This window comes from Serratia sp. CY71090 (assembly GCF_052166845.1).
Taxonomy (GTDB): domain Bacteria; phylum Pseudomonadota; class Gammaproteobacteria; order Enterobacterales; family Enterobacteriaceae; genus Serratia; species Serratia nematodiphila.
In genome coordinates, this window is record NZ_JBJNOA010000003.1 from 620,563 (window position 1) to 638,895 (window position 18,333).

Below are 18,333 nucleotides of genomic sequence, written 5' to 3' on the forward strand. Positions count from 1 at the left end.
AGATCCTTTAGTCTTGCAGGCGGGCAATCTCTTCGCCGAACTCGCGCACGTCCTCGAAGCTGCGGTACACCGACGCAAAGCGAATGTAGGCGACCTTATCCAGCTTTTTCAACGCGTCCATCACCAGGTTGCCCACCAGTTTGGTCGGCACTTCGCGTTCGCCGGTGGCGCGCAGTTGGGATTTGATATGATTAAGGGCGTTTTCCACGTCGTCCGAGCTGACCGGGCGCTTCTCCAGCGCTTTCAGCATGCCGCGACGCAGTTTGTCTTCGTTGAACGGCTCGCGCACCTCATCGCTTTTAATCACTCGCGGCATCACCAACTCGGCCACCTCGAAGGTGGTGAAGCGTTCATTGCACACCAGACACTGGCGGCGGCGGCGCACTTGCGAACCGTCCCCCACCAGGCGGGAATCAATGACTTTGGTATCAACGGCGGCGCAGAAAGGGCAATGCATAACACGTCCTGATAAACGTTTTTATAGATAAATGCAGTTTACCCCGAAGTGCAGCCACAACAAAGGGCGGCGGCCATTTGTTGCGACACGCAGCCGGGAAGCGGCGCCGATATGACTTTCCCCTCCGGGCGGACTAAGCTGATAACAGGAGATTCAGCATAGGAAATCGCCGTCATGACAACCCGTTACCCCAAAATCGCCCTGCTCGCCGCCGCCGTGTTGCTGGCAGGCTGCGCGCACAACGCCGCCGTCCCTCAACTGCGCCATCAGGTCGCCGCGCTGAACCAGAAAGTGAGCGTGCTGACCGATCAAACCACCGCGTTGGAGCGGCAGAATATGCTCAATCAGCACTCCGACAACGGCGTCTACCTGCTGCCGGCGGCCCGAAGCGCCGCCCGTTTGCAGAGCGGCATCGGCGAGCTGAGCGTTTCGCTGAGCCACATCAAGAGCGAAGCCAACGGCACGCAGGCGCAGCTGCATGTGCGCATCCTCTCACAGGCCACGCTGCCGCCGTTCAACGCGGTCGTGGAATGGGGCCAACTGGATGAGGCCACCGGCCGGCCGTTGACCGCCGAGGCGCTGTCGCAACCGATCGTCAGCGCCGACTCGCTGCTGCCGAAGCCCGGCCAGGACTTTGAGCTGCGCTTCAGCGGCCTGACGCCGGAACAGCTGGGCTATATCCGTCTGCACAGTCTGGTTTCGACCGCCCAACCGGCGGTGGTGCAGCAACACTGAAAACTCGAGGCAAAAAAAAGGAGCGCCGGCGGCGCTCCTTCTCATTTCGCTGAATACTGCGGCGGTTAAGGCAGAATCGAAGGCTGATCCGCGCCCTCTTTTTCCACTTTTTGCTGCAGCATGTGCTCGCGTTTCATCCCCAGTTTCAACGCCAGCGCGGACGCGACGTAGATGGAGGAGACGGTACCGATCGACACGCCGATCAGCATCGCCAGCGAGAAGCCTTGCAGCATCGCGCCGCCGAAGATGTACAGCATCAGCACCACCATCAGGGTAGTACCGGAAGTCATCAGCGTACGGCTCAGCGTCTGGGTCAACGACACGTTCATGATCTCGTAAGGCGTGCCGCGGCGGATCTTGCGGAAGTTCTCACGAATACGGTCGGAAACCACGATGCTGTCGTTCAGCGAGTAACCGATAACCGACATCAGGGAAGCGACGATGGTCAGGTCAATCTCGATGTGGAACAGCGACAGCACGCCCAGCGTGATGATCACGTCGTGCGCCAGCGCGATAACCGCCCCCAGCGCCAGGCGCCATTCGAAGCGGAAACCAACGTAGATCAGGATACAGATCAACGCCACCAGCAGCGCCATGCCGCCGGTTTGCGCCAGTTCGCTGCCCACGCTCGGGCCGACGAACTCGATACGCTTCACGGTGGCGTTTTTATCCACCGAGTCGTTGATCACGCCGATCACCTTGTTGCCCAGTTCCTGGCCTGCGGTGCCGGTCGCCGGTGGCATGCGCACCATCACGTCGCGGCTGCTGCCGAAGTTCTGGATGATCGGATCCTGGAACCCGGCCTTCTCCAGCGTATCGCGCATCAGGTCGAGGTTAGCCGGCTTCTCCAGGTTGATTTCAATCACCGTACCGCCGGTGAAATCCAGACCCCAGTTAAAGCCGCGCACCGACATGGTGACGATCGACGCGACCAACAGCAGCAACGAGATGCCGAAGGCCAAATAGTCCCAGCGCATAAAGTCGTAGACTTTACGGCCGTAGTTGAGTTGCTCAACAGTATAATCCTGTGCCACAACGCACTCCTCAGATAGACAGCTTGTTAATGCGTTTGCCGCCGTAAAGCAGGTTGACGATGGCACGGGTACCGACAATCGCGGTGAACATGGACGTCGCCACACCGATAGCGGTGGTGATCGCAAAGCCTTTGATCGAACCGGTGCCCACTGCGTACAGGATGACCGCGGTGATCAGAGTGGTGATGTTGGCGTCGACGATACTGGAGAACGCGCCTTTATAGCCCTCATGGATCGCCTGCTGAACGGACCGGCCGTTCTTCAGCTCCTCCTTGATACGTTCGTTAATCAGTACGTTGGCGTCGACCGCCACCGCCAGCGTCAACACGATCCCGGCAATGCCCGGCATGGTCAGCGTCGCCCCCGGCAACAGGGACATCACGCCGACGATCAGCACCAGGTTGGCGACCAGCGCCGTGGTGGCGATCACGCCGAACTTACGGTACCAGACCACCATGAAGACGATGGACGCCACCAGGCCCCACAGACAGGCTTCCAGACCTTGGGTGATGTTCTGCTGACCCAGGGTTGGACCGATGGTGCGCTCTTCGACGATCTGAATCGGCGCGATCAGCGCACCCGCACGCAGCAGCAGCGAAAGCTGGCGCGCTTCGTTCGGGTTGCCGATGCCGGTGATGCGGAAGCTGTTGCCCAGACGCGACTGAATGTTCGCCACGTTGATCACTTCTTCCTGTTTCACCAGCACCGCACGGCCGTTGGCGTCTTTCTTGCCGCTGTCCTTATACTCCACGAACAGAGTCGCCATCGGCTTGCCGATGTTGTCCTTGGTGAAGTTGGACATCGACGTGCCGCCGGCGCTGTCCAGCGAGATGTTAACCTGCGGCTGGTTGTATTCGTCGGTGCTCGAAGTGGAGTCGGTGATGTGGTCACCGGTCAGGATCACGCGCTTGTACAGCACGATCGGCTGGCCGTCACGGGTGTATTTCACCTCGGAGTCGCCCGGCACGCGGCCGTTGGCCGCCGCAGTGGCATCCGCATTGGTGTTCACCAGACGGAACTCCAGGGTCGCGGTGGCGCCCAGAATTTCTTTGGCGCGCGCGGTGTCCTGAATGCCCGGCAGCTCAACCACGATGCGGTCGGCGCCCTGGCGCTGCACCAGCGGTTCGGCGACGCCGAGCTGGTTGACGCGGTTACGCAGGATAGTGATGTTCTGCTGTACGGCGTATTCGCGCGCTTCGCTCAGACGGGCGTCCGTCAGGTTGGCTTTCATGGTGTTGGCGCCATTGGCGGACAGCACCAGATCGCGCTGACGCGGGCCGATGTAACTGATGGCCTGGTCGCGAGCCGCATCGTCGCGGAAGCGAACTTCCACGCCGTTGTTGTCCAGCTTGCGGATAGACGCGTAAGGAATGCCCTTCTCGCGCAGCTCGCTGCGCAGGGTATCCATGGTCTGTTCCTGCAGCTTGCTCAGCGCGGTGTCCATGTCCACTTCCATCAGGAAGTGCACGCCGCCGCGCAGGTCCAGGCCGAGTTTCATCGGCTCTGCGCCCAGCATGGCCAGCCAGGTCGGCGTGGCCGGCGCCAGGTTCAGCGCCACGACGAATTTGTCACCCAGCTCGGTCACCAGCGCTTCGCGGGCGCGCAGCTGAACGTCAGGATCTTTAAAGCGAGCCAGGATGGCGCCATTTTCCAGCGCAATCGACTTGCTCGCGATGTTGTCTTTTTCTAATACGGTACGGACCTGGTCCAGCGTAGTTTCACTGGCGGCGACGCCGCGCGCGCCAGTGATTTGTACGGCCGGATCCTCACCGTAGATGTTGGGAAGCGCATAAAGCAGACCGACGAGGATCACGACGATCAACATCAGATACTTCCACAAAGGATAACGGTTTAGCACGGCAATTCCCTTCGGGAAAAAAGATTACAGGGCCTTCATGGTACCTTTCGGCAGAACGGCCGCCACGAAGTCACGCTTGATCATCACTTCCGTGGTGTCGTTCAGCGCGATGGCGATGATGCCGGTGTCGGCCACTTTGGTCACGCGACCGATCAGGCCGCCGGTGGTCAGCACTTCGTCGCCTTTACCGATGGAGTCCATCAGCTTCTTGTGATCTTTCGCGCGTTTCTGCTGTGGGCGCAGGATCATGAAGTAGAAGATCAGGCCGAACACCACCAGCATAATGATCAGAGAGTACGGGCTTCCCTGAGCCGGAGCCCCTGCGGATGCGACGGCGTCAGAAATGAAAAAGCTCATTGAAATTCCCTCATTAAGTTATCAATTATTAGATCAAGCGTTTAAAGGCGGAATCGGCTTGCCGATCCGACCATAGAAATCCGCAACAAACTGCTCTAATTTACCCTCTTCGATAGCCTGGCGTAAACCCGCCATCAGGCGCTGGTAGTGACGCAGGTTATGAATCGTGTTCAGTCGAGCACCCAATATTTCGTTGCAACGGTCGAGATGGTGCAAGTAGGCGCGGCTGTAATGGCGACAAGTGTAGCAATCACAGTCCTTATCCAGCGGAGAAGTATCATCCTTGTGCTTGGCATTACGGATTTTTACCACACCGTCAGTCACGAACAAATGGCCGTTGCGGGCGTTGCGGGTCGGCATGACGCAATCGAACATGTCGATGCCGCGGCGCACGCCTTCCACCAAATCTTCCGGCTTGCCGACGCCCATCAAATAGCGTGGCTTATCTTCCGGAATTTGCGGGCAAACGTGTTCAAGAATGCGATGCATATCCTCTTTCGGCTCGCCTACAGCCAAGCCGCCCACAGCGTACCCGTCAAAGCCGATATCCACCAGCCCTTTGACGGAAACATCACGTAAATCTTCGTAAACGCCGCCCTGAATGATGCCGAACAGCGCATTTTTATTTTCCAGTTCGTCGAAACGCTTGCGGCTGCGCTGTGCCCAACGCAGCGACATTTCCATCGAACGCTTGGCATAGTCCCAGTCGGCCGGGTATGGCGTGCATTCGTCGAAGATCATCACGATGTCGGAGCCCAGGTCATACTGGATCTCCATCGATTTTTCCGGGCTCAGGAACACCTTGTCGCCGTTGATCGGGTTGCGGAAGTACACGCCTTCCTCTTTGATCTTGCGCATCGCCCCCAGGCTGAACACCTGGAAACCGCCGGAGTCGGTGAGGATCGGACCTGGCCACTGCATGAAGTCGTGCAGATCGCCGTGCAGTTTCATGATCTCCTGGCCCGGGCGCAGCCACAGGTGGAAGGTGTTGCCCAGCAGGATCTGCGCGCCGGTCTCTTTCACTTCTTCCGGCGTCATGCCCTTGACCGTACCGTAGGTACCGACCGGCATAAAGGCCGGGGTTTCCACCACGCCGCGGTCGAAAATCAGGCGGCCGCGGCGAGCGCGGCCATCGGTAGTTTGTAGTTCGTACTTCACAAAGCCTCCAGCATCAGAGAAACAGTCTGATGTCGTTGAAACGGGGCCGCGCCGTGCGCGCAGCCCGGGAATTTAGCCGCCGACGGATTCGTTTTCCGCCTGCGGATTACGGCTGATGAACATCGCATCGCCGTAGCTGAAAAAGCGATACTGCTCGGCCACCGCCTGCTGATAGGCGTTCATGGTATTTTTATAGCCGGCGAAGGCCGACACCAGCATGATCAGGGTGGATTCAGGCAGGTGGAAGTTGGTCACCAGCGCGTCGATCACCTGGTAGTGATAGCCCGGATAGATAAAGATGCTGGTGTCGCCGAAGAACGGCGCAATCAGCGCCTCTTTGCTGGCCGCCGCGGCGCTTTCCAGCGAACGCACCGAGGTGGTGCCCACCGCCACCACGCGCTTGCCGCGCGCTTTGCAGGCCAGCACCGCATCGACCACCTCCTGCGGCACTTCGGCGTATTCGGCGTGCATCACGTGATCTTCGATGGTTTCCACGCGCACCGGCTGGAAGGTGCCGGCGCCGACGTGCAGCGTCACGAACGCCATTTCCACGCCCTTGGCGCGCAGCGCCGCCAGCAGCGGTTCGTCGAAATGCAGGCCGGCGGTCGGCGCGGCGACCGCGCCCGGCTTCTCGCTGTAGACCGTCTGATACAGCTCGCGGTCGGCGTCTTCATCCGGGCGAGCGATATACGGCGGCAGCGGCATATGGCCGGCCGCGTTGAGAATGGTGAATACGTCGCGCTCGTCGTTGAAACGCAGCTCGAACAGCGTCTCGTGGCGCGCCACCATGGTGGCGGTGATGCTCTCGTCATCCCCCAGCAGCAGCTCGGCGCCCGGCTTTGGCGCTTTCGACGCGCGCACGTGCGCCAGCACGCGATGGTCGTCCAGCACGCGCTCCACCAGCACTTCAATCTTGCCGCCGCTGACCTTGCGGCCGAACATGCGCGCCGGGATCACGCGGGTATTGTTGAACACCAGCAGATCGCCGGCCTCCAGCTTGTCCAGCAGATCGGTGAATACACCATGCGTCAGCGCCCCGCTCGGCCCGTCCAGCTGCAGCAGGCGGCATGCGCTGCGCTCGGCCTGGGGATAATGGGCAATCAGGGATTCGGGAAGTTCAAACGAAAAATCAGCGACGCGCATGGGTATTCACTTCTTCAATTTAGGGCTGGTTGGTAAAAAACAGGCGGCCTAGTCTAAAGCCGGGGGCGGTCAGCGGCAAGAAATAAGGAGGATTTGCCTGACTTCAGGTATAGTTGAGGGATGAATTTTCTCGCTCATCTTCACCTGGCCATGCTGGCGGACAGCTCGCTGCTGGGCAACCTGCTGGCCGACTTCGTGCGCGGCAATCCCGCCGCCGACTACCAGCCCGACGTGGTGGCCGGCATCATGATGCACCGCCGCGTCGACGTGTTGACCGACAGCCTGCCGCAGGTCAAAACCAGCCGCGACTATTTCAGCGCCCCCTACCGCCGCGTGGCGCCGATCACCCTCGACGTGGTGTGGGACCATTTTTTGGCGCGCCACTGGCAGCAGCTGGAGCCCTCGCGCGATCTGCACCAGTTTACCCAGGAAGCCCGCAGCCAGATCGAACCTTACCTGCCGCTCACGCCGCCGCGTTTTCAGAACCTGAACGGCTATCTGTGGCCGGAGCGCTGGCTGGAACGCTACGCCGAATTGCCGTTCATCGCCCGAGTGTTGCAGGGCATGGCCAGCCGCCGCCCGCGCCTCGAAGCGCTGGCCGGCTCGTTCGCCGATGTCGAACAACATTATCATCAGCTTGAAACACAATTCTGGCAGTTTTATCCGCAAATGATGCGGCAGGCGAAGGAAAAAACGCTCTGAGGTCAAGCCCAAGCGTTTGAAATTGCAGCGGCTTGCAAGAATTTACGTTTTGCCGCTTGCCCTTTTGTGGGAAAAGGTTATTTTTAAAGCTCGATAAAATATATCAACGATTTTGATAGGTAAAAGCTATCTCATCGATTGGTCTTTTACCCTTTATTCACCAAGTCACGGCCCCTATACTGGCCCTTGCTTTTACATCCACCCTTTAACACCTATTACAGGAGTAATTATGGTCCTGGTAACTCGTCAAGCCCCTGACTTCACTGCAGCTGCCGTACTGGGTAGCGGCGAAATCGTTGAAAACTTCAACCTGAAGAAGCACCTGAACGGCAAACCGGCCGTGCTGTTCTTCTGGCCAATGGACTTCACCTTCGTATGCCCTTCCGAGCTGATCGCTTTCGATCACCGCTATGAAGAGTTCCAGAAGCGTGGCGTTGAAGTGGTTGGCGTTTCCTTCGACTCAGAATTCGTTCACAACGCATGGCGTAAAACCCCTGTCGACAAAGGCGGCATCGGTGAAGTGAAATACGCAATGGTTGCTGACGTTAAGCGTGAAATCCAGAAAGCTTACGGCATCGAACACCCGGAAGCCGGCGTTGCGCTGCGCGGCTCCTTCCTGATCGACAAAGACGGCATCGTGCGTGCTCAGGTGGTTAACGACCTGCCAATCGGCCGTAACATCGACGAAATGATCCGTACCGTTGACGCGCTGCAATTCCACGAAGAGCACGGTGAAGTGTGCCCGGCTCAGTGGGAAAAAGGCAAAGCAGGTATGGGCGCTTCCCCAGACGGCGTGGCAAAATACCTGTCTGAAAACGCTGCCAAGCTGTAATTTCAGCCTGATAGTGAATCAACCGGCCCCCGCGGCCGGTTTTTTTATGCTCCATTTTGGGGCAGCCCGCCCGCCTTCAGTGCTTTATTTCCCTGTTTCCGCTCACATTTCCCACCCTGTTCACCGCGCGTACGCCCATCTGCGGCTACTATCAATAACGCTGGCTCGCGCTTTGCAAGCGAGTAACGGCAAGCAAACACAACACAATAAAAAACTGACAGGGTAGGAATAACTATGTTTTTACAGAAATGGAGCAAACCCCTGACCATGGCGGCGCTGCTGGTCAGCGGCAGCCTGTACGCGGCATCCAACCCAGCGGTGGAGGCCCAAAACGGCATGGTGGTCACCTCGCAGCATCTGGCCTCGCAGGTCGGGGTGGATATCCTGAAAATGGGCGGCAACGCCATCGACGCCGCCGTGGCGGTCGGCTATGCGCAGGCGGTGGTCAACCCCTGCTGCGGCAACATCGGCGGCGGCGGCTTTATGACCGTCCACCTAGCGGACGGCACCGATACCTTCATCAACTTCCGCGAAACCGCGCCGGCGGCGGCCAGCGCCAACATGTATCTGGACGCCGACGGCAAGGTGAAAAAAGACGCCAGCCTGTACGGCTATCTGGCGGCGGGCGTGCCGGGCACCGTGCTGGGGATGGAAACCGCGCGTGAGAAGTACGGCAAGCTGAGCCGCGAACAGGTGCTGGCGCCGGCGATCAAGCTGGCGCGCGAAGGTTTTGTGCTGACCCGCGCCGACACCGATATCCTCGACACCACCATCACACGCTTCAAGCAGGATCCCGAATCGGCCAAAATCTTCCTGCGCCCGGACGGCAGCCCGCTGCAGCCGGGGGATAAACTGGTGCAAACCGATCTGGCCAACACGCTGGAGGCCATCGCCAAAGGCGGAACCGACGCCTTCTATAAAGGCAAGATCCCGCAGGCGGTGGAGGCGGCAGCCAAACAGGGCGGCGGCATTTTGACGGCGGCCGACTTCGCCAACTACAAAGTCACCGAAACGCCGCCGATCACCTGCAGCTATCGCGGCTACAAGTTCGTGTCGGCGCCGCCTCCCAGCTCCGGCGGCGTGACGCTGTGCGAAATCCTCAACGTGGTGGAAGGCTATGATCTGAAAAGCATGGGCTTCAACTCGGCGGCGGCCATTCACACCATGACCGAAGCGATGCGTCATGCCTACATGGATCGCAACACCTACCTGGGCGACCCGGAATTCATCAAGAACCCGATCGACCGGCTGGTGAGCAAGAGCTACGCCGAGCAGATCCGCAAGAAAATCGTCGCGGACAAGGCCACGCCGTCGGAAAACGTGCAGCCCGGCATGGAGCCGCATGAGAAGCCGGAAACCACCCACTATTCGATTGTCGATCACGACGGCAACGCGGTCTCCACCACCTATACCGTCAACGGCCGCTTCGGCGCTGTCGTCATCGCACCGGGCACCGGCTTCTTCCTCAATGACGAGATGGACGACTTTACGGTGAAAGTGGGCGAGAAAAACCTGTACGGGCTGGTGCAGGGCACCGCCAACAGTATTGCCCCCGGTAAGCGCCCACTATCGTCGATGAGCCCGACACTGGTGACCAAGGACAACAAGATCTTTATGGTGCTGGGCTCGCCGGGCGGTTCGCGCATTATCACCATCACCCTGCAGACCGCGTTGAACGTGATCGACCACGGCATGGCGCCGCAGGAAGCGGTGGACGCACCGCGCATCCATCACCAATGGTTGCCGGATGAGGTGTACTACGAACAGCGCGGCGTTTCCGCCGATACGCTGAAGCTGCTGAGCGGTATGGGCTACAAGATGGTCGAGCAAACGCCGTGGGGCGCCGCCGAACTGATTCTGGTCGGTTTGCCGGGCGCGGCGGGCGTCAGCCCGGCCAACTCCGGCAACGATTCGGCGGTTTCCGGTAAAGTGCGTGAAGGCTACCTGTACGGCGCCAACGACGTGCGCCGTCCGGCAGGCTCCGCGGTCGGTTACTGATGTAAATACCCACTCACCTTAATCGCGGGGGCGTTTCTGCCCCCGCACTCCCTTTAGCCCTCGCAGCGCCATACGGTGGCCGACTCTTCCGCCAACTGCAGCCGCAACCCGCCCGCCGTTTCGCTCAACTCTCCCCGCCCTTCCACACGCCGCCACGGGCCGCGCGCCAACAGCGGGTTATGCGGCAGCTGCGCCTGGCCGCTGCCGTCGCGCTGCAGCGCCACCAGCACCTGCTCCTGCTGATACAGACGCACGAACACCAGCGTTTCTCCGCTGGCGTACAGCACCTGACAGCCGCCGCGGCGCAAGGCCAGGCTCTGTTTACGCAGCGCCGCCATGCGCTGGAACAGCGCCAGCAGCGGCCGGTCCCAGTCGCCGACGTCCCACGGGAACGGCTTGCGGCAGAACGGATCGTTGCCGCCGTCCAGGCCAATCTCATCGCCATAATAGAGGCAAGGCACGCCGATCCAGCTCAGTAACCACACCGCCGCCATCTGCATGCGCGCCGCGTTCCCCTGCAACAGCGTGAGGAAGCGCGCGGTATCGTGGCTGTCCAGCTGATTGAACTGGATCAGCTGGCGGCTGTGCGGCAGCCCGGCGCGGTAACCGTCCATCCACTGCGCGCACCCGGCGGCGTCCAGCCGCACCGGGTGGTAGGCCACGTCCAGCCCCGCCAAAAACGCCCGCACCGGCAGCGCGAAGCCCATGTAGTTCATCGCCGCATCCTCCACGCCGGCGTGCAGCCAGCGGCGCGCGTCGCCGAAGTGCTCGCCCAAGACATAGGCCTGCGGATTCTCCTGCTTCACCGCCTGATAGATGCCCGCCAGGTGGCGCAGATTGCCGGTGGCGCCGCCGTTCTCCCCCAGCATATGCACCACGTCCAGCCGCCAGCCGTCGATGCTGTACGGCGGGCGCAGCCAGTGACGCACCACGCTGCCTTCGCCCTGATAAATCGCTTCCGCCACCTGCGGCTCGGCGAAGTTGAGCTTCGGCAGGCTGGCGTTGCCCTTCCAGTCGAGCGCGCGGCCGTCCGGGTAGAAGTTGAACCAGCCGCGATACGGCGAATCGGGGTGGTGACAGGCGCCGTTTTCGCCCTGACGATGGCGGTCAAACCACGGGTGCGAATCGCCGGTGTGGTTGAAGACCCCGTCCAACACCAGTTTCATGCCCACCTTGTGAGTGCTTACTCGCAAACGCTGCAGCGCCGCGTTGCCGCCGAAGTGCGGATCGACCTGGTAATAGTCCTCGGTATCGTACTTATGCACGCTCGGCGCGGTAAAAATCGGGTTCAGGTACAGCGCCGTCACGCCCAGCTGCTGCAGGTACGGCAGTTTGCCGCTGATGCCGTCCAGATCGCCGCCGTAAAAGGTCGAGGCGGCGTGGCGATCCTCCAACGGGTGCTGCCAGTCGCGCCGAATCACCTCGGCGCCGGCCGCATGATGGCGATAGCTGCCGCTCTGGATGCCGTGCTCGCCGCCGCTGCTGGCGAAGCGATCGGGAAAAATCTGGTAGAACAGCTGATCCGCCACCCACTCGGGGCCATTGTCAGGATCGTCGACGGCGAACTGCGCCAGCTGGCCCGGCGGCGTTGGCGACCAGCCCTGCGGGCCGAACCACTGTTGGCGATCGGCCCACAGCAGCTTGAAGCAGTAACGCCGCGTCGGCTCGCCCTCATTCAGCGTCAGGCTGGCCTGGTAGCGCCGCATCCCCTCGTGGCGCTGCGCTTTCATCACCAGCAGCCACTCTTCATTGTCCGGTTCGGCGCGCAAAAACACCCGTTCCGGCAGTTCATCCCCTTGTAACCACAGCGTGATATCCAAACGTTGCCCTTGCTTCACCACAAAAGGCGGGACCGGTTGATGCCAGGCGTTAAGCATACTGTTCTCCTGCTGTACCAAACGAAATCGACGGCGTTCTTCAAGAAACGAACAATGCCACGTTAAGTGCAACTCCCCCTCCTCTCTGGCCGCAAAACCCGGGGATGAGCCGGGGGGCGGAGACCGAAAAATAGCGCTAACTTGATGTAAAAAAAGGTAAACAGGTACAAATCCTGCACGTTACCCCTTAGGCTAACGCGTTTTAAGTTTACAGGATATTTTTTGCGCATTTTTTAAGGAGCGGTAATGCAACAACAGATAACGCGCTGGCTGGAACAGTTTGGTTTGGAATTCGGCGGAGTGATGTCGCTGTTGATGGTATTGGGGTTGATTGTTCTGATCTCGGTGGCGATCCACCTAGTGCTGCACCGGGTGGTGTTGGCTGCTCTTCAGCGCCGTGGCCAGCAATCGCAGCGCGTCTGGCAACAGGCCATCACCCAATACAAACTGTTCCAGCGCGTGGCGCTGCTGCTGCAAGGGGTGATCATCAGTATCCAGGCGACGCTGTGGCTGCAGAGCGGCAGCCAGACCCAGGCGGTGATCGTCACCGCCGCACAGGTGTGGATCCTCGCCTTCACCCTGCTGTCGCTGTTCTCGCTGTTGGATACGCTGCTGGCGCTGCTGCGCCAAAGCCCGATTTCCAATCAGCTGCCGCTGCGCGGCATTTTCCAGGGCCTGAAACTGGTGGCGGCGATCCTGATCGGCATCATGATCGTCTCATTGCTGATGGGCAAATCGCCGCTGCTGCTGCTCAGCGGCCTGGGCGCCATGACCGCGGTCTTGATGTTGGTGTTCAAGGATCCGATCCTCGGGCTGGTGGCCGGCATTCAGCTCTCCGCCAACGATATGCTGAAGATCGGCGACTGGCTGGAAATGCCGAAATACGGCGCCGACGGCGCGGTCACCGACATCGGCCTGACCACGGTCAAAGTGCGTAACTGGGACAACACCGTCACCACCATACCGACCTACGCGCTGATCTCCGACTCGTTCAAAAACTGGCGTTCGATGTCGGAATCCGGCGGGCGCCGCATCAAGCGCAGCTTGAATATCGACACCGGCAGCGTGCACTTCCTGTCGGAAGAGGAACAGCGCCGCCTGCAGCGCAACCCGCTGCTGCACAGCTACCTGAACGTTAAGACCCAGGAACTGAGCCAGCACAACCAGGAGATCGCCGTCGATCTGGCCTCGCCGCTCAACGGCCGCCGTCTCACCAACCTCGGCACGCTGCGCGCCTATCTGGAAGCCTACCTGCGCGCTCATCCGCGTATTCACCAGAACATGACGCTGATGGTACGCCAGCTGGCGCCGACGCCGGAGGGCCTGCCGCTGGAAATCTACGCCTTCACCAACACCACGGTCTGGGCGGAGTACGAAAGCATTCAGGCGGATATTTTCGACCATATCCTGGCGGTGATCGACGAGTTCGGCCTGCGCGTGCATCAGACGCCGACCGGCAACGACCTGCGCGGCATGCTGCAACAAAGCGCGAACGCTTCCTGACGTCAGCTGACGTAACTGTGTCTGCTGGTAATTATTCGCTTTCAATTGCCAGCAGATATCTCCATCCCCTTCTTTTCCCCGGCGAAAACGGCGTTAATGCGCCATCACCTTCACCACCGAGAGGGAAAGCCCTTGCTGAAACGGTTACGTCATCGGCTGTTCACCCTGATGGCCACGCTGCTGTTTATCGGCTGCCTGCACAGCGCATCGCTGGATGAAAGCCGCATGCCCCGCAATCTGCAACCTTCGCTGAGCGCCCTTAGCAGCAACCTGCAGGACATTCGCGAAGTGCTGGCACGCTGCGCCGGCGAGGAAGAGGAGGAACGCCTGAACGACGGCGGCATGCGCATCGAAGCGCGCGCCGCCGGGGATGAGGAAGTGGAAGATAAACCCTAAAAAAACACCGGCCTCAGCCGGTGTTTTTCCATTTAGTCTTGCTGCGTCGCCAGCAGCGCGCGTTTTTTCTGGCGGTTGACCTTGAACCAGTACCCCGCCAGCAGCAACACCACCCAGACCAGGCCGGCGTACAGCGAGACGCGCGTGGTCGGGAAATAGCCGATCAGGCCGATGATGAATACCAGGAACACGATCGCCACCACCGAGGTGAACACCCCGCCGCGCAGCGGGAACGCCAGCTGCTTCACCTGCTCTTTGCTCAGGCTGCGGCGGAAGGCGATTTGGGAGAACAGGATCATGATCCACACCCACACGGTGGCGAAGGTCGCCAGGGAGGCGATCACCAGGAATACGCTCTCCGGCATGATGTAGTTGAGGTACACCGCCAGCAGCAGCGCCAGCATCATCACCACCACCGTCACCCAGGGAATGCCGCGTTTCGACACCTTGCTGAACATCTTCGGCGCATGGCCCTGCTCGGCCATGCCATGCAGCATGCGGCCGACGCCGAACACGTCGCTGTTGATCGCCGACAGCGAAGCGGTGATCACCACGAAGTTGAGGATGCCTGCCGCCACGGTGATGCCCATATGCTGGAAGGTCAGCACGAACGGGCTGCCGTTGGTGCCCACCTGGTTCCACGGGTAGATCGACATGATGACAAACAGCGTACCGACGTAGAACACCAGAATGCGCCACGGCACCGAGTTGATGGCTTTGGGAATCGATTTTTTCGGATCTTTGGCTTCGCCGGCGGTGATGCCGATGATTTCAATGCCGCCGTAAGCGAACATCACCAGCTGCAGCGACAGGATCATGCCGATAACGCCGTTGCTGAAGAAGCCGCCGTTCGACCACAGGTTATGAATGCCGGTCGGTTGCCCGCCGTTGCCGATACCCCAGATGATGATGCCGATGCCGGCCGCGATCATGATGATGATGGTGGCGACCTTGAAGAACGAGAACCAGAACTCCAGCTCGCCGAATACCTTGACGCTCATCAGGTTGATGGCACCGATGATCAGCACCACGCTCAGCACCCAGATCCAGTGCGGCACTTCCGGGAACCAGACGCCCATATAGATGCCGAAGGCGGTCACGTCGGCGATGGCGACGATCAGAATTTCAAAGCAGTAAGTCCAGCCGGTGATGTAACCCGCCATCGGGCCGAGGTAGTCCTGAGCGTAGCGGGAAAATGAGCTGGCCTGCGGGTTATTGACCGACATCTCCCCCAGTGCGCGCATGATGATGAAGGCCACGATGCCGCCGATCAGGTAAGCCAGCAGCACGCTCGGGCCGGCCATTTTGATGGCGTCCGCCGAGCCGTAGAACAACCCGGTGCCGATGGCCGATCCCAGCGCCATAAAGCGAATATGGCGCGTACTGAGGCCGCGTTTCAGCTTATTGTCGGAGGCGGTGGTGGGTGACTGTTGTTGCATGAAGATGACCCATAGTTTTAAACGTAAAAAAGCCACGGACATGTCCGTGGCCCTGGATTAAGCCGGGGGATTATCAGTGCGCGGTCACTTGGGAACGCGTGCACACCCGATCATAAATCGCGACCAGCGCCAGCATCAGCAGCGAAGGCGGCAACCATGCCAACCCCTGCTCCGCCAGCGGCAGATGAGTGGTCCAGGCCGGCAGCAGCTGCTGGAAACTGGACGCTTTCACCGCGTCAAGAATACCAAACAACAGGCTGACAAGCATCACCGGCGCGATGATACGCGGCGCGCTGTGCCACCAACGCAGGGTGAAGCTCAGCACCACCAGCACGATGCACGGCGGGTAAATCGCGGTCAGCACCGGAATGGAGATCTGGATCAGGTGGCTCAGGCCGAGGTTGGACACCACCATCGAGAACAGGCCCAGGATAAACACCAGCGTCTTGTAAGAGAACGGCAGGTATTGCGCGAAGAACTCGGCGCAGGCGCAGGTCAGGCCCACCGCGGTCACCATACAGGCGATGAAGATCAGCGCCGCCAGGAAGAAGCTGCCGAGGCCGCCGAAGGTGTTCTGAACGTAAGCGTGCAGGATCACCGCGCCGTTGGTGGCGTCAGGCACCAGCGCGCCGCTGCCGGAACCCAGCTTGAACAGGCTCAGATAAACCAGCGTCAGGCCCACGCCGGCGATCAAACCGGCCAGAATGGTGTAACGGGTCAACAGACCGGCGTCTTTCACGCCGCGCGAACGCGCCGCGTTGACGATAACGATGCCGAATACCAGCGCGCCCAGCGTATCCATGGTCAGATAGCCGTTAACGAAACCGGAGGAGAAAGGCACGCTCTGATAAGCCGCCGTCGCTGGAATCGGCGCGCCGGCAGGCCACAGCAGCGCGGCGATGCCCAGTACGGCCAGCGCGACGATCTTCAGCGGCGCCAGCACATGGCCGACGGTATCGAGCAGGCGGCCCGGATACAGGGAGATGCCGATCACCAGCGCAAAGTACACCAGACTGTAGATGAACAGCGGCATGGCGCCGTCGCCGGTCAGCGGGGCGATGCCCACCTCAAAGGACACGGTGGCGGTGCGCGGCGTGGCGAACAGCGGGCCGACGGCCAGGTAGCAGACGGTCGCCAGCAGCAGGCCGGCGCCGCGGCCGATCGGCGAACTGAGGGCGTCGATGCCGCCGCCGACGCGCGCCAGCGCGATGACGGTGATGACCGGCAGGCCCACGGCGGTGAGCAGGAAGCCCAGCGCCGCAGTCCAGACATGTTCACCGGACTGCAAGCCGACCATCGGCGGGAAGATGATGTTCCCGGCCCCGACGAATAAGGCAAAGGTCATAAAGCCCAGTGCCAGGATATCTTTTGACGTTAAACGATGACTCATACGATGTCGTGTTGCCTGTTCAAATGAAAAATAGTGTCCGATAGCGTGGTGGCGAAACGCCCCACCCGGTTGCCGGCATGCCCGATCGTCGCCGCGCCAAATAAGCACCCTAAACGCAGTCGATCCGGCGTTTATGTCCCTATTCGAAAGTGGCCGCTCATGAAGATGGGCAAAATTTTAGGAGTTATAAAAATGGAGGTTTAATCCGACAACGAAGGCTAAGGTAAACGTTTATAGCGCTTCAAGGCAAGACGCACGGCGAAAAGCAGAGCTATCGACCATATAAACTTTAGCCACCAGTCGATCATATTGGCTATCAATAAATATACACTACATGATTTGTATCATTTTTGAACAATGAATTCACGAAACGTGAAGCATATATCACTTTACCGCGCGAAAACGCCAATAAATGCCCGGTTTTCGCGTGGTATAAGCTCCGTTTTGCCGTGAAAAAAGGCGAAAATTACGCCGCTTTTTGTCGCTTATTGCACCGTGGCCGGCGCGAGCGGTGGCAACCCGAGCGCCTGGCGGGTCTTCTGCAGCGCGGCCGGCGGCAGTGGCAGATAGCCGTCGTGATTGACCAGGCTTTGCCCTGGTGTCGACAGCACGCGATCGAGAAACGCGGCGGTCAGCGGCTCCAGCGGTTGATGGGGGGCTTTATTGATATAGATATACAGATAGCGCGACAGCGGGTAGCGATCGTTGCGCACGTTGGCGGCGGTAGGCGCGACATAGTCTTCTCCCGACTCCGCCAGCGGCAGCAGCCGCACGCCGCTGGCGCGAAAACCGATGCTGGCGTAGCCGATGCCGTTGAGCGAACCGGCCACCGCCTGCACTACCGAGGCCGAACCGGGCAGCTCATTGACGCGCGGCATGAAATCGCCGCCGCACAGCGCGCGCAGTTTGAAATAGCCGTAGGTGCCGGACGCCGAGTTGCGGCCGAAGCGTTGCAGCGAGCGCGTCGCCCAGTCGCCGCGCAGCCCCAGCTCGCCCCAGCGCGTCAGCGGCTGGCTTTCGCCGCAACGCCGGGTGGCGGAGAAAATGCGGTCGAGCTGCTGCAGGTTGAGGCCGCGCAGCGGATTGTCCTGATGCACCAACACCACCAGCGCATCCACCGCTACCGGCACCGCCAGCGGCGCATAGCCGTAACGGTGTTCGAACGCCGAAACCTCGGCCGCCTTCATCGGCCGGCTCATCGGGCCCAGCTGCGCGGCGCCCGCCGCCAACGCGGTCGGCGCGGTCGACGAACCGGCGGCCTGGATCTGCAGGTTGACGTTGGGATAATGCTGGCTGAAATCCTGCGCCCACAGCGCCATCAGATTCGCCAGCGTGTCGGAGCCGACGCTGGACAGGTTGCCCGCCAACATGCCGTCAGGCTGCGCCAGCGCGCCGCGTCCGGCCAGCAGCGCCAGGCAAAGCAACAGCCCTCGGGTGATTCGGGTCATACCGGT

The 18,333-nt window shown here is 60.5% G+C and carries 16 protein-coding genes; 6 read left to right on the forward strand and 10 right to left on the reverse strand.

The window, feature by feature from the left end:
* Nucleotides 1-7: 7 nt before the first annotated feature.
* Complete coding sequence (gene nrdR / locus ACJ8OK_RS09350) at nucleotides 8-457, reverse strand: transcriptional regulator NrdR (protein WP_004940387.1); 450 nt, start codon at nucleotides 455-457, stop codon at nucleotides 8-10.
* 174 nt (nucleotides 458-631) lie between these two features.
* Here nrdR and ACJ8OK_RS09355 point away from each other — a divergent pair, with 174 nt between their 5' ends.
* Nucleotides 632-1,192: a DUF3251 domain-containing protein gene (locus ACJ8OK_RS09355; protein WP_048322329.1), complete on the forward strand. Its 561-nt coding sequence runs from the start codon at nucleotides 632-634 to the stop codon at nucleotides 1,190-1,192.
* Between the two features lie 65 nt (nucleotides 1,193-1,257).
* On the opposite strand, the gene secF is transcribed toward ACJ8OK_RS09355, so the two are convergent.
* The 5 genes from secF to queA all read right to left on the reverse strand — a co-directional run bounded on the left by secF (nucleotide 1,258) and on the right by queA (nucleotide 6,742).
* A complete protein-coding gene (secF, locus tag ACJ8OK_RS09360) occupies nucleotides 1,258-2,226 on the reverse strand; it encodes a protein translocase subunit SecF (protein WP_004940389.1) in 969 nt (322 codons plus the stop codon).
* A gap of 10 nt (nucleotides 2,227-2,236) precedes the next feature.
* Nucleotides 2,237-4,084 carry a protein translocase subunit SecD gene (secD, locus tag ACJ8OK_RS09365; RefSeq protein ID WP_004940390.1) on the reverse strand — a complete coding sequence of 616 codons (1,848 nt, stop codon included), beginning with the start codon at nucleotides 4,082-4,084 and terminating at the stop codon, nucleotides 2,237-2,239.
* Nucleotides 4,085-4,108: 24 nt separating this feature from the next.
* Entirely contained in the window at nucleotides 4,109-4,441 is a 333-nt protein-coding gene (gene yajC, locus ACJ8OK_RS09370; RefSeq protein ID WP_004940391.1) for a preprotein translocase subunit YajC, read from the reverse strand.
* A gap of 33 nt (nucleotides 4,442-4,474) precedes the next feature.
* Nucleotides 4,475-5,599, reverse strand: coding sequence for a tRNA guanosine(34) transglycosylase Tgt (tgt, locus tag ACJ8OK_RS09375; protein ID WP_033634014.1), 1,125 nt, complete (start codon nucleotides 5,597-5,599; stop codon nucleotides 4,475-4,477).
* Nucleotides 5,600-5,671: 72 nt separating this feature from the next.
* Entirely contained in the window at nucleotides 5,672-6,742 is a 1,071-nt protein-coding gene (gene queA, locus ACJ8OK_RS09380; RefSeq protein WP_374930446.1) for a tRNA preQ1(34) S-adenosylmethionine ribosyltransferase-isomerase QueA, read from the reverse strand.
* A 120-nt stretch (nucleotides 6,743-6,862) separates the two neighbouring features.
* Between queA and ACJ8OK_RS09385 the strand changes: the two genes are divergently transcribed.
* The 3 genes from ACJ8OK_RS09385 to ggt all read left to right on the forward strand — a co-directional run bounded on the left by ACJ8OK_RS09385 (nucleotide 6,863) and on the right by ggt (nucleotide 10,274).
* Nucleotides 6,863-7,444: an ACP phosphodiesterase gene (locus ACJ8OK_RS09385; protein WP_004940396.1), complete on the forward strand. Its 582-nt coding sequence runs from the start codon at nucleotides 6,863-6,865 to the stop codon at nucleotides 7,442-7,444.
* Nucleotides 7,445-7,673: 229 nt separating this feature from the next.
* A complete protein-coding gene (locus tag ACJ8OK_RS09390) occupies nucleotides 7,674-8,276 on the forward strand; it encodes a peroxiredoxin C (protein WP_004940403.1) in 603 nt (200 codons plus the stop codon).
* A 234-nt stretch (nucleotides 8,277-8,510) separates the two neighbouring features.
* Nucleotides 8,511-10,274, forward strand: a complete 1,764-nt coding sequence (gene ggt / locus ACJ8OK_RS09395) for a gamma-glutamyltransferase (RefSeq protein ID WP_442530548.1) — start codon at nucleotides 8,511-8,513, stop codon at nucleotides 10,272-10,274.
* Nucleotides 10,275-10,327: 53 nt separating this feature from the next.
* Here the strand turns inward: ggt and malZ are convergent, their stop codons facing one another.
* The gene (gene malZ / locus ACJ8OK_RS09400) at nucleotides 10,328-12,151 is read right to left on the reverse strand and encodes a maltodextrin glucosidase (RefSeq protein ID WP_048322325.1); all 1,824 of its coding nucleotides are present in this window, start codon (nucleotides 12,149-12,151) and stop codon (nucleotides 10,328-10,330) included.
* A gap of 246 nt (nucleotides 12,152-12,397) precedes the next feature.
* Here malZ and ACJ8OK_RS09405 point away from each other — a divergent pair, with 246 nt between their 5' ends.
* Together ACJ8OK_RS09405 and ACJ8OK_RS09410 are read left to right on the forward strand one after the other, a co-directional pair.
* Nucleotides 12,398-13,654: a mechanosensitive ion channel family protein gene (locus ACJ8OK_RS09405; RefSeq protein WP_342117070.1), complete on the forward strand. Its 1,257-nt coding sequence runs from the start codon at nucleotides 12,398-12,400 to the stop codon at nucleotides 13,652-13,654.
* A 132-nt stretch (nucleotides 13,655-13,786) separates the two neighbouring features.
* Nucleotides 13,787-14,050 (forward strand): hypothetical protein, encoded by a 264-nt coding sequence (locus ACJ8OK_RS09410; RefSeq protein WP_015376826.1) that lies wholly within the window; start codon nucleotides 13,787-13,789, stop codon nucleotides 14,048-14,050.
* Between the two features lie 32 nt (nucleotides 14,051-14,082).
* On the opposite strand, the gene proY is transcribed toward ACJ8OK_RS09410, so the two are convergent.
* The 3 genes from proY to ACJ8OK_RS09425 all read right to left on the reverse strand — a co-directional run bounded on the left by proY (nucleotide 14,083) and on the right by ACJ8OK_RS09425 (nucleotide 18,327).
* A complete protein-coding gene (gene proY / locus ACJ8OK_RS09415; protein ID WP_004940425.1) occupies nucleotides 14,083-15,489 on the reverse strand; it encodes a proline-specific permease ProY in 1,407 nt (468 codons plus the stop codon).
* A 73-nt stretch (nucleotides 15,490-15,562) separates the two neighbouring features.
* Entirely contained in the window at nucleotides 15,563-16,879 is a 1,317-nt protein-coding gene (gene brnQ / locus ACJ8OK_RS09420; protein WP_085336562.1) for a branched-chain amino acid transport system II carrier protein, read from the reverse strand.
* Nucleotides 16,880-17,364: 485 nt separating this feature from the next.
* Entirely contained in the window at nucleotides 17,365-18,327 is a 963-nt protein-coding gene (locus ACJ8OK_RS09425) for a PstS family phosphate ABC transporter substrate-binding protein (RefSeq protein ID WP_004940432.1), read from the reverse strand.
* Between the last annotated feature and the right edge of the window lie 6 nt (nucleotides 18,328-18,333).

Excerpts from the sequence above, each read along its gene's own strand:
- nrdR (WP_004940387.1), bottom strand. The coding sequence starts at position 457 with ATGCATTGCCCTTTCTGCGCCGCCGTTGATACCAAAGTCATTGATTCC.
- ACJ8OK_RS09355 (WP_048322329.1), top strand. The coding sequence starts at position 632 with ATGACAACCCGTTACCCCAAAATCGCCCTGCTCGCCGCCGCCGTGTTG.
- yajC (WP_004940391.1), bottom strand. The coding sequence starts at position 4,441 with ATGAGCTTTTTCATTTCTGACGCCGTCGCATCCGCAGGGGCTCCGGCT.
- queA (WP_374930446.1), bottom strand. The coding sequence starts at position 6,742 with ATGCGCGTCGCTGATTTTTCGTTTGAACTTCCCGAATCCCTGATTGCC.
- ACJ8OK_RS09385 (WP_004940396.1), top strand. The coding sequence starts at position 6,863 with ATGAATTTTCTCGCTCATCTTCACCTGGCCATGCTGGCGGACAGCTCG.
- ACJ8OK_RS09390 (WP_004940403.1), top strand. The coding sequence starts at position 7,674 with ATGGTCCTGGTAACTCGTCAAGCCCCTGACTTCACTGCAGCTGCCGTA.
- ggt (WP_442530548.1), top strand. The coding sequence starts at position 8,511 with ATGTTTTTACAGAAATGGAGCAAACCCCTGACCATGGCGGCGCTGCTG.
- malZ (WP_048322325.1), bottom strand. The coding sequence starts at position 12,151 with ATGCTTAACGCCTGGCATCAACCGGTCCCGCCTTTTGTGGTGAAGCAA.
- ACJ8OK_RS09405 (WP_342117070.1), top strand. The coding sequence starts at position 12,398 with ATGCAACAACAGATAACGCGCTGGCTGGAACAGTTTGGTTTGGAATTC.
- proY (WP_004940425.1), bottom strand. The coding sequence starts at position 15,489 with ATGCAACAACAGTCACCCACCACCGCCTCCGACAATAAGCTGAAACGC.
- brnQ (WP_085336562.1), bottom strand. The coding sequence starts at position 16,879 with ATGAGTCATCGTTTAACGTCAAAAGATATCCTGGCACTGGGCTTTATG.
- ACJ8OK_RS09425 (WP_004940432.1), bottom strand. The coding sequence starts at position 18,327 with ATGACCCGAATCACCCGAGGGCTGTTGCTTTGCCTGGCGCTGCTGGCC.